Here is a 13,341-nt window from a genome sequence, read left to right as displayed (position 1 = left end):
CTGCGATCTTTTGATCTTTTAAAAAGCAAAAGATCGCAGCCTGCGGCAGCTCCTACAGGGGGATGTATGTCCCTAAGCGCCCGTGCCACCCACGGTGATCGCATCAATCTTCAGCGTTGGCTGGCCGACACCCACCGGCACCGACTGCCCATCCTTGCCACACGTCCCCACACCGCTGTCCAGCGCCAGGTCATTACCGACCATCGACACCTTGCTCATGGCCTCCGGACCGTTGCCGATCAACGTCGCGCCTTTGACCGGGGCAGTGATCTTGCCGTCTTCGATCAGGTACGCCTCGCTGGTGGAGAACACGAACTTGCCGCTGGTGATGTCCACCTGGCCGCCGCCGAGGTTGGCGCAGTAGATGCCGCGCTTCACCGATGCGATGATTTCTTGCGGGTCGCTTTCGCCGGCCAGCATGTAGGTGTTGGTCATGCGCGGCATCGGCAGGTGCGCATAGGATTCGCGACGACCGTTACCGGTGCGGGCCACGCCCATCAGGCGGGCGTTGAGCTTGTCCTGCATGTAGCCCTTGAGTACGCCGTTTTCGATCAGCGTGGTGCACTCGGTTGGCGTGCCTTCGTCGTCAACATTCAAGGAGCCACGACGACCAGCCAGGGTGCCATCATCGACGATGGTGCACAGCTTGGACGCCACTCTCTCGCCCATGCGCCCGCTGTAGGCCGAACTGCCCTTGCGGTTGAAGTCGCCTTCCAGACCGTGGCCGACCGCTTCATGCAGTAGCACGCCCGACCAGCCGGAACCCAGCACCACCGGCAGGGTTCCGGCCGGCGCCGGAATGGCTTCCAGGTTGACCAGCGCCTGGCGCAGCGCTTCACGGGCATAACCCATGGCGCGATCTTCAGCCAGGAAATAGCGGTAATCGGTACGCCCGCCACCGCCGTGACCACCGCGTTCGCGACGGCCGTTCTGTTCTACTATCACACTGACGTTGAAACGCACCAGTGGCCGCACATCCGCCGCCAGGCCGCCATCGGTGGACGCCACCAGGATCCGCTCCCAGACTCCGGCCATGCTCACGGTGACTTGCTGGATACGCGGATCAAGGGCACGGGTGGCGGCATCGATGCGCTTGAGCAGGTCGACTTTCTCGGCACGGTTCAGCACTTCCAGCGGATTGTCCGGCCCATACAACTGCGCCACATCCTGGCTGGTGAACGCTTGCACGGTGCCATTCTGTCCGGCCCGGGAGATCGACCGGGCGGCACGGGCCGCCGCGCCCAGAGCTTCCAGGGTGATGGCATTGCTGTAGGCAAAGCCGGTCTTCTCACCGGATTGCGCGCGAACACCAACCCCTTGGTCGAGGTTAAAGCTGCCTTCCTTGACGATGCCGTCTTCCAGCGCCCAGGACTCGGAAATCTGCCCCTGGAAATACAGGTCGGCGGCATCGATGCCAGGGCCGGCCAGGTCGCCCAGCACACCTTGCAGGCTTTCGATCGTTACGCCACCGGGTGCCAGGAGGTGCTCACTGACTGAGGACAACAACTCGCTCATATGCTTTACGCCTTAAATTCATCGTTCTGAGGCAGGCCGCTGGGCGCCCTGCGAGAAAAAGCGCCGGTGACTGGACACCGGCATCCGCGCCCGGATGGACGCCTGTTCGCTGCTATCGCGTTCGGCCAACAGCACGGCCTCGCCTTGATCCTGTTGTGCCAGCACCCGTCCCCATGGGTCGACGATTGCCGCGTGCCCCCAGGTTTCCCGCGGCCCAGGATGCGTTCCACCCTGGGCGGCCGCGAGCACATAACACTGGGTTTCGATGGCTCGCGCACGAATCAGCACATCCCAGTGCGCGGCACCGGTGACGGCGGTGAAAGCCGACGGCGCGGTAATCAGCTCCGCGCCAGCAGCACGCAATTCACTGTAGAGCTCCGGGAAGCGCAGGTCATAACAGACCGTCAGGCCGACTCGCCCGACCGGCGTATCCGCAACCACGATCCCACTGCCATAAGCATAGTCATCGGATTCGCGATAACGGCCGCGATTGTCTGCCACGTCCACGTCAAACAGGTGCAGCTTGTCGTAGCGAGCGACCGTTTCGCCTTGATCGTCAACCAGCAACGAGCAGGCATGCACCTTGGCCGTCGGTTGATCCACCGGCGGCAACGGCAAGGTGCCCGCCACAATCCATAACTTGAGGTCGCGGGCCGTCTGTTTCAACCAGGGCAGGATCGGGCCTTCGCCCAACGCCTCGGCGCGACCGATGTCGGCGATGTCGCGCCGGCCCATGGCGGCGAAATTTTCCGGCAGTACAGCCAATTTCGCACCGCCCGCGGCCGCTTGTTCCAGCAACTGACGCGCCTGGGCCAGATTGGCCCGCACGTCGCTCTGGCTGACCATTTGAATTACCGCTACAGACATGGCCTTTCCCTGATCGGATACCAACGCATACCTGTAGGAGCTGCCGCAGGCTGCGATCTTTTGATGTTGCTTTTAAGGTCAAGATCAAAAGATCGCAGCCTGCGGCAGCTCCTACAGTGGAGTTAAGGCCATGCTACTCCATAGGTTTGGAGGATGGCGTCAAAAAGCCTTGTCGAAGGTGATTTTCGGTTCTTTCCACGGCCCCTTGACGGTGTACTTCACACTGGCGAAGCGCGCCACACGGTCACCGATCAACTTGTCGATCAGGAACAGCGCCCCACCGATCGCCGGTGCGCCGACGATCAGCGCGGCGATGGGCAGGTTGTTGGTCACTGGCAGGGTCACCAGCAGTTTCGCATCGATCTGATCGGCCACCATATTCAGGGTGCCGTCGAGCTCGATGGTGCTTGATGGACCGGTCAGGCGGATTGGCTCCCGGGTCACGTACACGCCGTTGGTCGCCACCAGCAGGCCCTTGACCCGGTCATAGCTCAGGCCTTTGCCGAACAGGTCGGAGAAGTCCAGGCGCAAGCGGCGGCCAATGGAGTTGAAGTTGAGCAGGCCAAACACACGCAACGCCTGGGCACTGCCTTCGACCTCGACAAACTGGCCTTCCTTGAGCGACGCATCAAGGGTGCCAGAGAGACGTTTGGTCCCCATCCATGCCGGCGAGCCCGGCCAGCGGGCGTCGACATCCATGTGAAATTCCTGGCTGGTGACGCTCGGCGCATAGCCCCAGCCCTTGAGGACATCCGCCAGGTTCTTGCCGCTGATCCGCCCCTTGTACCAACTGGTGCTGGCACCAGGCGGACCTTCCCATCCGCCACTGCCTTGCAACAACATGCCCTTGAGGCCCATGTCCAGCGAGTTGAGTGCGATCCCCCTGGCCGTCGGACGCACCTTCAGCGACCAGGCGCCCACCAGGTCGTTGCCCTGATATAACTGATTGATGGTGATATCCAGCGCCGGGATCTTGGTCGGGTCCACCGAGGCCAGGGGGTCCGGCGAGTTTTCGTCGGCCAGGACCTTTGGATCCGGGGCGGGCAGGCGCACCGTTTGCAGGTTGATCACCATCGGCGCCGCCTTGGCATCGGGGATGCTGGCGCTGCCCTTGACCTGCTGGCTGTCGAGTTGCAGGGCCCACGAGGACGGTTTGCGCGTCAGCTGCACCACTGCCTGATCCAGGGTGGTACCGAAGGCGCTGAGCTTGCCGACCTTGATGTCCGCTCCGCTGAGCAACTGCTTGGCGTTGCCACCGGGGTCTTGGCCGGCATACTTGCTCACCAGATCCTGCCAGGGGCCGACATCCAGTTCCGAGAGCACGCCACGAATGCGCAAACCCTTGGCCCCGGGCAGCGCGGCCGTGCCATTGCCGAGGAACAATTCACCGCGGCCGCCGGCAAAATTGCCGGTGGGTGCAGCAAACGTGAAGCTCGCCAGCTCCCCGTAATTTGCCCAATAGCGCCGCTCCGCTCCTTGCAGGGTCATGCGAAACGAAGTGTCGCGCCCGACATCCGCCGCCAGGCCAAAGGGCGCCGGCAGATCGACCGCCACACCCTTTAGACTGGAATTGACCATCAATTGGCTATCGGCACCATCGAGGGTCAGTTGCAGTTGGTATGGGATAACCCCACTCACTGGCAACGGCTGGGTCACGCCCAGCCAGTCCTTGAGTTTCTTGACTTCGACCTGCCCGGAAGCGGTGACCCGGGTGTTGAGCTTGCCTTCACGACCGTCGGCGAAAATTTGCGCAGTGACCGGTTTATCGAAGGCGCGCGCACTGATGTTCTGCCCACTCAAGCCTTTGGTGCTGTCGAAACGGAAGTCACCCTTGAGCTGGGTCAGCTCGAGGGGGGGCTCGGGCAGTTTCAAACGGGCCTTTGCCGTCTTGAAGTCAACCAGGATTTTCGGCTGTTCGCCCTTGGCCAGCGGAATATCCAGCTTCAGCTTGCCTTGCAGATCGCCCTCGCCTTCCCAACCCGCGAAAGTCTCGGCAGTGCCTATTGGCGCTTCCTTGAGGATTTTCAGGCCATCACCCAATCCACCGGCGAACGCGCCATCGAGAAACAGGTGACTGTTTTGTCCGGCGGGCACGTGGGGAATGTTGACGTAGATATCGCGGACCTGGGTGTCGAGCAATTGCCCCTTGCTGGCCAGAATCCGTACGCCGCTGTCTTCAACGAATACGTCACCCGTGACCTTGCTGACATGCGGCCAGCCAGGCTGGAACGCCAGCTCGGCATCGTGGACCTTGAAAAACAGACTGATGCTGCGTGCCGTTTCCTCCGCGCCGTGGTTCAACGAACCTTGGTACTGGAAGAATCCCTGATCCACCGCACCTTTGAGAATCGCCGTGCGCAGCCATTCGTCCAGCGCCGGGCTGAGGACGGTCGGCAGGTATTTGGCGGTGTAGCGACCGTCGCCATCCACCAGCCCCACCCGCAGGTCCATGTAGTCTTCCCGAGCCTCATCGAAAAACAGGCGGATCAGGAAGTCGCCAGCGATCTTGCCTTCCTCGCCCAGTACCTTCAGGTACGGCGCGATCAGCGTGAAACTTTCCTTGTCGAGCTTCCAGGTCAAGGTCGCGTTGGCCTGGATGTATTGCCATGGCTTGGCGAAAATCGGGTCCAGGTGCAGCATGAAATCCTTGCTGTCCATGCGCAACTCGCCATGGCCAAGGTCGCCGCTGATGCTGCCCGTTACATTTCGCGCCGCTGGGGCACCGTGATACGCATCAAAACCGACACGATCAAGGTTGGCTGCGAAGCTGAACCGGCTGTCATCGGTGGCATTGGGCTTCACGTCGATCAGCACGTTGCGCAACCCACCGGTGACCTTGAGCCGCTCGACCACCGTGGCGACCCCTTCCGGCAATGGCGCCAGGGCGTTGAGCACCGGCGTGAGTGGTGTCAGGTCGAGACGGTCGGCCTGCAGATGCCAGATGTTTTGCGTCTTGTCCGAGGACGTGGCCTGCTTCAATTGCAGTCGTGATTCCCAGCGGGTCTCGCCAAGGTTCATGGCCAGGGAGTCAACCGTTACCAGCATGCCCTCGGCGCTGCGCTGAAAATAACCGTTAAGCGCCAGATTGTTGATCTGGATCGGCTTGCGTTCGGCATAGGCCCCCTTGAATTGCGGCGCATTCAACCGCACGGCGCCGCTTTGCAAGGCGCCTTTGCCCCAGGTTGCCCACAGCTCGCCACCTGCCTTGAGTTCGGAGAAATTCCACTGCTGGGTCAGGGTTTCGGGCAACCATTTCGACCAGTCGCTTTGCGGCAAGCTCACATAGACTTGCGCCTCGCCGTCCTGCCACTGGCTGGCACGAATACGGGTGCGCACACTCAAGGCCAATGGCTGGCCATCGGGCAGGGTCAAGCGGGCATCGAGTCGTTGGCGGGATGCGCCGGTTTTCAGCGTCGCGCCGACGTACGTCAGGGTCAGCGGCGATTCTCCCCAAGGCTGCAACGTGACCTGGCTGTCGAGCACCGACAGTTGCTGGATCATTTGCATGCGATTGAGTAACTGCTCCGGCTCGAGAGGCTGATCGTCCTTGACCGGCAAGCCTTCCAGCGCCCAGGCACCGTCATCGCCTTGCTTGAGGCTGATCTTCAGGCCATTGAGCTCCAGATTGGCGATGCGCACCTCGCGGGCCAGCAGACTCTCCCACAGGTCCGGGACAGCCCGCACGTTTTCCAGGTGCAGGGCGTTGGCACCCTCGCCTACGGTCACGTCGTGAGCCGACAGAATGGGCGCGAAGCCACTCCAGTTGCCTTTCAGCTCGCCGATTTGCAGGGGCATGCCCAAGGCTTCGCTGGCCTTGGTTTCGACTTCGCCACGGTACTCGGCCACCAACGGCGCCAGTTCCCGGCCCAGGCTGACGTACAACGCCATCACCACCAAAACCAACGCGCACAGGCCCAGACCCCAGCGGGTCAGTGCGGCCAATATGCGTGTCAGACGCTCCATGTCAGGTGGCTCCCATGGCAAAAGTTCTGCAGACAGCTGAGGCCAGCCATTCAGGAAAATTCAGGACGAAGCAGTTCAGAGCAGCACGACGTCGTATTGTTCCTGGGAATACATGGTTTCGACCTGGAACCGAATGGTGCGCCCGATAAATACTTCAAGTTCGGCGACGTTACCCGACTCCTCATCAAGCAGACGATCGACAACTCGCTGGTTCGCCAATACACGATAGCCTTCCGCCTGATAGGCGCGAGCCTCACGCAGGATTTCGCGGAAGATTTCGTAGCAAATGGTTTCCGGGGTTTTCAGCTTGCCACGCCCCTGGCAACTGGTGCACGGCTCGCACAGCACCTGTTCGAGGCTTTCGCGGGTGCGCTTGCGGGTCATCTGCACCAGGCCCAATTCGGTGATGCCGATGATGTTGGTCTTGGCGTGGTCGCGCTCCAGTTGCTTCTCGAGCGTGCGCAGGACCTGGCGCTGGTGTTCTTCATCCTCCATGTCGATGAAGTCGATGATGATGATCCCGCCCAGGTTGCGCAGCCTCAATTGTCGGGCAATGGCGGTTGCCGCTTCGAGGTTGGTCTTGAAGATGGTTTCTTCAAGATTGCGATGCCCGACGAACGCCCCGGTGTTGACGTCGATGGTGCTCATGGCTTCCGCCGGGTCGACCACCAGATAACCGCCGGACTTCAGCGGGACTTTGCGCTCAAGGGCCTTCTGGATTTCATCTTCGACACCGTACAGGTCGAAAATCGGTCGCTCGCCCGGGTAGTGTTCCAGACGATCTGCGATTTCTGGCATCAATTCGGCAACGAACTGCGTGGTTTTCTGGAAAGTTTCTCGGGAATCGATACGAATCTTCTCGATCTTCGGGCTCACCAGGTCGCGCAGCGTGCGCAGCGCCAAGCCGAGATCCTCGTAGATCACACTCGGCGCGCTGATGGTCTTGATCTGCTCGCTGATCTGGTCCCATAACCTGCGCAGGTAGCGGATGTCCATGAGGATTTCATCGGCACCGGCACCTTCGGCCGCCGTGCGCAGGATGAACCCGCCCGCTTCCTTGATGCCTTCCTTGGCCACGCAATCGGTGACCACTTGCTTGAGGCGCTCGCGCTCGGCTTCGTCTTCGATTTTCAGCGAAATACCGACGTGGGCGGTGCGCGGCATGTACACCAGGTAACGTGAAGGAATCGACAGCTGCGTGGTCAGGCGCGCACCTTTGGAGCCGATGGGATCCTTGGTGACTTGCACCACCAGGCTCTGGCCTTCGTGCACCAACGCGCTGATGCTCTCGACGGCCGGACCTTCACGCAAGGAGATTTCGGATGCATGAATGAACGCGGCGCGGTCCAGGCCGATATCGACGAACGCCGCCTGCATGCCGGGCAATACCCGCACGACCTTGCCTTTGTAGATGTTGCCGACGATCCCGCGCTTTTGCGTGCGCTCGACATGAACTTCTTGCAGGACACCGTTTTCGACCACCGCCACGCGCGATTCCATCGGCGTGATGTTGATCAGGATCTCTTCACTCATGGCAGGGTCTCGTTCAGGCATGTTCACAATAATGGCCGGGTACGACGCTTAGCGTGCGTTATTGGGTTGCCAACAGGGTATGCCGAAATGGCCGAGCAGTTGCGCGGTTTCGCACAACGGCAGTCCAACCACCGCCGAGTAACTCCCAGTGAGCCCGGCGACAAACACTGCGCCCAGCCCTTGAATGCCATAGCCACCGGCCTTGTCCCGAGGTTCGCCGCTGGCCCAGTAGGCCGCCGCCTCATCAGGGCTGATCTCACGAAAACGTACGTGACTGGTGACCACCAACGACTCGCAACGATCAAAATCGAGCAGCGCAATCGCGGTCAGGACCTGATGCTCGCGCCCCGACAACATCTTCAGCATGGCGCATGCGTCGCCTTCATCAACCGGTTTGCCAAGAATTTTTCCATCAAGCACCACGGCGGTATCTGCACCGAGCACGCAGCAGGATGCATCAGACGCGACTGCGCCGCGTCCGGCCTCGGCCTTGCCACGCGCCAGGCGCTCGACATAGGCCGACGGGGATTCATGGGTCAAAGGGGTTTCATCGATATCCGCGCTGATGGCGGTGAACGGCACGCCGATCTGCGTGAGCAGTTCACGCCGACGCGGTGAGCCAGAGGCGAGGTACAACCGTTTCATCAAGACCTCTCCCTGTCTAATGCCCGAACGAATTAATTGATTTTGTAGCGTCGACGCAATCCGCGCAAACCGAAGCTGACCCAGGGCCAGAGCAACGCGCTGACCAGTGCCGGCAATACCAGGGCCAGGGTTGGCTGGCGATTGCCAGTCAGGGCGCTGAGCCATAGTTGCACCAGTTGGGCAAGGCCGAAGATCACCAGGATCACCAGGCTCTGCTGCCACATCGGGAACATTCGCAGGCGTTGTTGCAGCGCCAGCACCAGGTAGGTGATGAGCGTCAGGATCAACGCATTCTGGCCCAGCAGCGTGCCGTACAACACGTCCTCGGCCAAGCCCAGGCACCAGGCGGTGACCATCCCGACTTTCTGCGGCAGCGCCAGCGCCCAGAACGCCAGCAGCAAGGCCAGCCACAGGGGACGCAGGATCTCCATGAATTGCGGCAACGGCGATACGCTGAGCAACATGCCGACGGCAAATGTCAGCCAGACGATCCAGCCGTTTCGAGAAGCTGTGACACCGACCATTATTCTCGTCCCCCAGTGGTAGCCGGTGCGGAGACAGGCGGTTTGGCAGCAGGCTTGACAGCAGCGGGCTTGACGGCAGCGGGTTGTGCCGCCGGTGGCTTGGCGGGCGCAGTCGTAGTGGGTTTGGCGGCAGGCTTGGCGACAGGCTTGGCCGGGGTCGTGGCCGCCGGAGTAGCCGCTGGCGTCACCGGAACAGCCGGAGCCGCGACTGCTGCCGGTACAACCGCCGGTCTCGGCACGGTCGCCGGAATGATCGGCCCGCCACCCTGCGCATCCAGGCTTTCCTGGGCTTGGGCAGCGTCGTTGGCGCGCTCTTCGGCAGTGCGAGTGTCGCTGAACACCAGCAGCAAATAACGGCTGCGGTTCAAGGCGGCGGTCGGTACGGCGCGAACAATGGCGAACGGCTGGCCGGAGTCGTGGATCACTTCCTTGACCGTCGCCACCGGGTAACCTGCCGGGAAACGCTGACCCAGGCCGGAGCTGACCAACAGGTCGCCTTCCTTGATATCGGCGGTATCGGCCACGTGGCGCAATTCAAGGCGTTCCGGGTTGCCGGTGCCGCTGGCAATGGCGCGCAGGCCGTTGCGGTTGACCTGCACCGGAATGCTGTGGGTGGAATCGGTCAGCAGCAGGACGCGGGAGGTGTAGGGCATCAACTCGACCACCTGGCCCATCAGGCCACGGGCATCGAGCACGGGCTGCCCGAGCACCACGCCGTCGCGCTCACCCTTGTTGATGATGATGCGATGGGTGAACGGGTTGGGGTCCATGCCGATCAATTCAGCCACTTCGACCTTTTCGTTCACCAGTGCCGAAGAGTTGAGCAACTCGCGCAGCCGAACGTTCTGCTCGGTAAGGGAGGCAAGCTTTTGCATGCGCCCTTGCAACAGCAGGTTTTCGCTCTTGAGCTTTTCGTTTTCGGCGATCAGTTCGGTGCGGCTGCCAAACTGGCTGGCCACACCCTGCCATAGCCGCTGCGGCAGGTCGGTGATCCAGTAAGACTGCATCAACACCAGCGACATCTGGCTACGCACTGGCTTGAGCAGTGTGAAGCGGGCATCGACCACCATCAGCGCGACCGACAGCACGACCAGCACCAACAAGCGCACGCCCAGTGAGGGACCCTTGGTGAAAAGCGGTTTAATAAGCCGCTCCTCCCAGGCAAATGTTCTCTTTATTCATACGGCATCAAACCGGCCTGGATGCAGACGACAGAAGATAAACGCGAACAGGCAGCACTGCAAAGTGCCGCCTGCGCGCTCACAGCATAGAGGCGATCCGGCGACTTATTCGCTGGAGAGCAGGTCCATGGTGTGTTTATCCATCATTTCCAATGCACGGCCACCGCCGCGAGCAACGCAGGTCAACGGGTCTTCGGCAACGATCACCGGCAGGCCGGTTTCCTGTGCGAGCAGCTTGTCGAGGTCACGCAGCAAGGCGCCACCACCGGTCAGCACCAGGCCACGCTCGGCGATGTCGGAAGCCAGCTCCGGCGGCGACTGCTCCAGAGCGCTCTTCACGGCCTGAACGATGGTCGCCAGCGACTCTTGCAGCGCTTCGAGCACTTCGTTGGAGTTCAGGGTGAATGCGCGTGGAACGCCTTCGGCCAGGTTGCGGCCACGAACGTCGACTTCGCGAACTTCGCCACCCGGGTAAGCGGTACCGATTTCCTGCTTGATGCGCTCGGCAGTGGACTCACCGATCAGGCTGCCGTAATTGCGACGCACATACGTGATGATCGCTTCGTCGAAACGGTCGCCACCTACCCGTACGGATTCGGCATAGACCACGCCATTGAGCGAGATCAGCGCGATTTCGGTGGTACCGCCACCGATATCCACGACCATCGAACCGCGGGCTTCTTCAACCGGCAAGCCGGCACCGATCGCAGCAGCCATCGGCTCTTCGATCAGGAACACTTCACGGGCACCGGCACCGAGCGCCGATTCACGGATGGCGCGACGTTCAACCTGGGTGGACTTGCATGGAACGCAGATCAGCACACGAGGGCTAGGCTGCAGGAAGCTGTTTTCATGAACCTTGTTGATAAAATACTGCAGCATCTTTTCGCAGACGCTGAAGTCGGCGATCACGCCGTCTTTCATCGGACGAATGGCAGCAATATTGCCCGGCGTACGGCCCAACATGCGCTTCGCTTCGGTGCCGACAGCAACGACACTTTTCTGGTTACCGTGTGTCCGAATGGCCACAACCGATGGCTCATTCAGGACGATACCGCGCTCACGCACGTAAATAAGGGTGTTGGCAGTGCCCAGGTCAATGGAAAGATCGCTGGAAAACATGCCACGCAGTTTCTTGAACATGGGAAAGGGACCCTAGGCAACGCGTGGGTAAAAAAGTGCGGCAAACTCTAACAACGACAGGGATTTTGGGCAAGGCGCCAATATGTTAAATTGGCCGTTTTTCTGTGCACCAAACCCCACAATCGCGGCCATATGACCGTAGAAGTGCGGTAGTGTTCCGACAATCTAACACACGGACGCCGTCCGTCTTGTTTTCCACTGGAGAATCCCAATGGCGCTTGAACGCTCCGACGTGGAAAAAATCGCTCATCTGGCCTGCCTTGGCCTTAATGATGCCGATCTTCCACACATCACTTCGGCCCTCAACAGCATTCTCGGGTTGGTCGACGAAATGCAGGCGGTGAATACCGATGGTATCGAGCCGCTCGCCCATCCACTGGAAGCCAGCCAGCGCCTGCGTGCAGACGTCGTGACCGAGAGCAACAATCGCGAGGCCTACCAGTCCATCGCACCAGCGGTCGAAAACGGCCTGTACCTGGTTCCGAAAGTCATCGACTAAAGGGAAAGAGCCTGCAATGCATCAATTGACTCTGGCCGAGATCGCCCGCGGACTCGCCGATAAAAAGTTTTCCTCCGAAGAGCTGACCAAAGTCCTGCTGGCGCGCATCGCCCAGCTCGACCCACAGCTCAACAGTTTCATCAGCCTCACCGAAGACCTGGCGCTCACGCAGGCAAAAGCCGCCGACGCACGCCGGGCCAATGGTGAGAGCGGCGCCCTGCTGGGTGCGCCGATCGCCCACAAGGACCTGTTCTGCACCCAGGGCATCCGCACCAGTTGCGGCTCGAAGATGCTCGACAACTTCAAGGCACCGTACGACGCCACCGTCGTCGCCAAGCTGGCCACTGCCGGGGCCGTGACCCTGGGCAAGACCAACATGGACGAATTCGCCATGGGCTCGGCCAACGAGTCGAGCTACTACGGTGCGGTGAAAAACCCGTGGAACCTGGAATACGTGCCGGGCGGTTCCTCCGGCGGCTCCGCTGCTGCAGTGGCTGCTCGCCTGCTACCTGCCGCCACGGGCACCGACACCGGCGGTTCGATCCGCCAGCCAGCGGCGCTGACCAACCTCACTGGCCTGAAGCCGACGTACGGTCGCGTATCGCGTTGGGGCATGATCGCCTACGCCTCCAGCCTTGATCAGGGTGGCCCGTTGGCGCGCACTGCCGAAGACTGCGCAATTTTGTTGCAAGGTATGGCCGGCTTCGATCCGAACGACTCCACCAGCATCGACGAACCCGTGCCGGACTACAGCGCCAGCCTCAACGGCTCGCTGCAAGGCCTGCGCATCGGCGTGCCGAAAGAGTATTTCAGCGCCGGACTCGACCCGCGCATCGCCGATTTGGTGATGGCCAGCGTCGAAGAGCTGAAAAAACTCGGTGCCGTGATCAAGGAAATCAGCCTGCCAAACATGCAGCACGCGATTCCTGCGTACTACGTGATCGCCCCGGCGGAAGCCTCTTCCAACCTGTCGCGTTTCGATGGCGTGCGCTTCGGCTATCGCTGCGAAGACCCGAAAAACCTGGAAGACCTGTACAAGCGCTCCCGTGGCGAAGGTTTCGGCACAGAAGTGCAGCGCCGCATCATGGTCGGTGCCTATGCCCTGTCTGCCGGCTACTACGACGCCTACTACCTGAAGGCGCAGAAGATCCGTCGCCTGATCAAGAACGACTTCATGGCGGCCTTCAACGAGGTCGACATCATTCTCGGCCCAACCACGCCAAACCCGGCCTGGAAACTCGGCGCCAAGAACAGCGACCCGGTCGCTGCCTACCTGGAAGACGTCTACACCATCACCGCCAACCTCGCCGGCCTGCCAGGCCTGTCGATGCCGGCCGGTTTTGTCGATGGCCTGCCAGTGGGCGTGCAACTGCTCGCCCCGTATTTCCAGGAAGGTCGCCTGTTGAACGTTGCCCACCAGTATCAGTTGAACACTGACTGGCACACCCGCACCCCAACCGGCTTCTGAGGA

General features: G+C 61.2%; 10 protein-coding genes. 2 read left to right on the top strand and 8 right to left on the bottom strand.

Annotation, left to right across the window (positions count from 1 at the left end):
• Window positions 1–72 precede the first annotated feature (72 nt).
• The 8 genes from tldD to mreB form a co-directional block, all read right to left on the bottom strand.
• Window positions 73–1,515, bottom strand: a complete 1,443-nt coding sequence (tldD, locus tag CGA21_RS12365) for a metalloprotease TldD (RefSeq protein ID WP_188264275.1) — start codon at window positions 1,513–1,515, stop codon at window positions 73–75.
• Window positions 1,516–1,533: 18 nt separating this feature from the next.
• Window positions 1,534–2,382 carry a carbon-nitrogen hydrolase family protein gene (locus tag CGA21_RS12360; RefSeq protein ID WP_110746815.1) on the bottom strand — a complete coding sequence of 283 codons (849 nt, stop codon included), beginning with the start codon at window positions 2,380–2,382 and terminating at the stop codon, window positions 1,534–1,536.
• 159 nt (window positions 2,383–2,541) lie between these two features.
• Window positions 2,542–6,345 carry a YhdP family protein gene (locus CGA21_RS12355; RefSeq protein WP_188264274.1) on the bottom strand — a complete coding sequence of 1,268 codons (3,804 nt, stop codon included), beginning with the start codon at window positions 6,343–6,345 and terminating at the stop codon, window positions 2,542–2,544.
• A gap of 75 nt (window positions 6,346–6,420) precedes the next feature.
• Window positions 6,421–7,878, bottom strand: a complete 1,458-nt coding sequence (gene rng, locus CGA21_RS12350) for a ribonuclease G (protein WP_110746812.1) — start codon at window positions 7,876–7,878, stop codon at window positions 6,421–6,423.
• A 48-nt stretch (window positions 7,879–7,926) separates the two neighbouring features.
• Window positions 7,927–8,523: a Maf family protein gene (locus CGA21_RS12345; protein WP_110746810.1), complete on the bottom strand. Its 597-nt coding sequence runs from the start codon at window positions 8,521–8,523 to the stop codon at window positions 7,927–7,929.
• A gap of 32 nt (window positions 8,524–8,555) precedes the next feature.
• Window positions 8,556–9,047 carry a rod shape-determining protein MreD gene (gene mreD / locus CGA21_RS12340; protein ID WP_008054347.1) on the bottom strand — a complete coding sequence of 164 codons (492 nt, stop codon included), beginning with the start codon at window positions 9,045–9,047 and terminating at the stop codon, window positions 8,556–8,558.
• Window positions 9,047–10,192 carry a rod shape-determining protein MreC gene (mreC, locus tag CGA21_RS12335; RefSeq protein ID WP_110746808.1) on the bottom strand — a complete coding sequence of 382 codons (1,146 nt, stop codon included), beginning with the start codon at window positions 10,190–10,192 and terminating at the stop codon, window positions 9,047–9,049. The genes mreD and mreC overlap by 1 nt, the downstream gene beginning before the upstream one ends.
• A 141-nt stretch (window positions 10,193–10,333) precedes the next feature.
• Window positions 10,334–11,371 carry a rod shape-determining protein MreB gene (mreB, locus tag CGA21_RS12330; RefSeq protein WP_002555108.1) on the bottom strand — a complete coding sequence of 346 codons (1,038 nt, stop codon included), beginning with the start codon at window positions 11,369–11,371 and terminating at the stop codon, window positions 10,334–10,336.
• A 211-nt stretch (window positions 11,372–11,582) separates the two neighbouring features.
• On the opposite strand from mreB, the gene gatC reads away from it, so the two are divergent.
• Both gatC and gatA read left to right on the top strand, forming a co-directional pair.
• On the top strand, window positions 11,583–11,870 hold the full coding sequence (gene gatC / locus CGA21_RS12325) for an Asp-tRNA(Asn)/Glu-tRNA(Gln) amidotransferase subunit GatC (protein WP_008054345.1): 288 nt from the start codon (window positions 11,583–11,585) through the stop codon (window positions 11,868–11,870).
• 16 nt (window positions 11,871–11,886) lie between these two features.
• On the top strand, window positions 11,887–13,338 hold the full coding sequence (gene gatA / locus CGA21_RS12320) for an Asp-tRNA(Asn)/Glu-tRNA(Gln) amidotransferase subunit GatA (RefSeq protein ID WP_110746806.1): 1,452 nt from the start codon (window positions 11,887–11,889) through the stop codon (window positions 13,336–13,338).
• Window positions 13,339–13,341: the final 3 nt, after the last annotated feature.

The organism is Pseudomonas sp. PSB11, assembly GCF_014596605.1.
Lineage (GTDB): Bacteria > Pseudomonadota > Gammaproteobacteria > Pseudomonadales > Pseudomonadaceae > Aquipseudomonas > Aquipseudomonas umsongensis.
The sequence above is the reverse complement of the archived record's forward strand: the minus strand, read 5'-3'. Positions and strand labels throughout refer to the sequence as shown.

Excerpts from the sequence above, each read along its gene's own strand:
- CGA21_RS12355 (WP_188264274.1), bottom strand. The coding sequence starts at position 6,345 with ATGGAGCGTCTGACACGCATATTGGCCGCACTGACCCGCTGGGGTCTG.
- mreD (WP_008054347.1), bottom strand. The coding sequence starts at position 9,047 with ATGGTCGGTGTCACAGCTTCTCGAAACGGCTGGATCGTCTGGCTGACA.
- CGA21_RS12345 (WP_110746810.1), bottom strand. The coding sequence starts at position 8,523 with ATGAAACGGTTGTACCTCGCCTCTGGCTCACCGCGTCGGCGTGAACTG.
- rng (WP_110746812.1), bottom strand. The coding sequence starts at position 7,878 with ATGAGTGAAGAGATCCTGATCAACATCACGCCGATGGAATCGCGCGTG.
- mreB (WP_002555108.1), bottom strand. The coding sequence starts at position 11,371 with ATGTTCAAGAAACTGCGTGGCATGTTTTCCAGCGATCTTTCCATTGAC.
- gatC (WP_008054345.1), top strand. The coding sequence starts at position 11,583 with ATGGCGCTTGAACGCTCCGACGTGGAAAAAATCGCTCATCTGGCCTGC.
- CGA21_RS12360 (WP_110746815.1), bottom strand. The coding sequence starts at position 2,382 with ATGTCTGTAGCGGTAATTCAAATGGTCAGCCAGAGCGACGTGCGGGCC.
- gatA (WP_110746806.1), top strand. The coding sequence starts at position 11,887 with ATGCATCAATTGACTCTGGCCGAGATCGCCCGCGGACTCGCCGATAAA.
- tldD (WP_188264275.1), bottom strand. The coding sequence starts at position 1,515 with ATGAGCGAGTTGTTGTCCTCAGTCAGTGAGCACCTCCTGGCACCCGGT.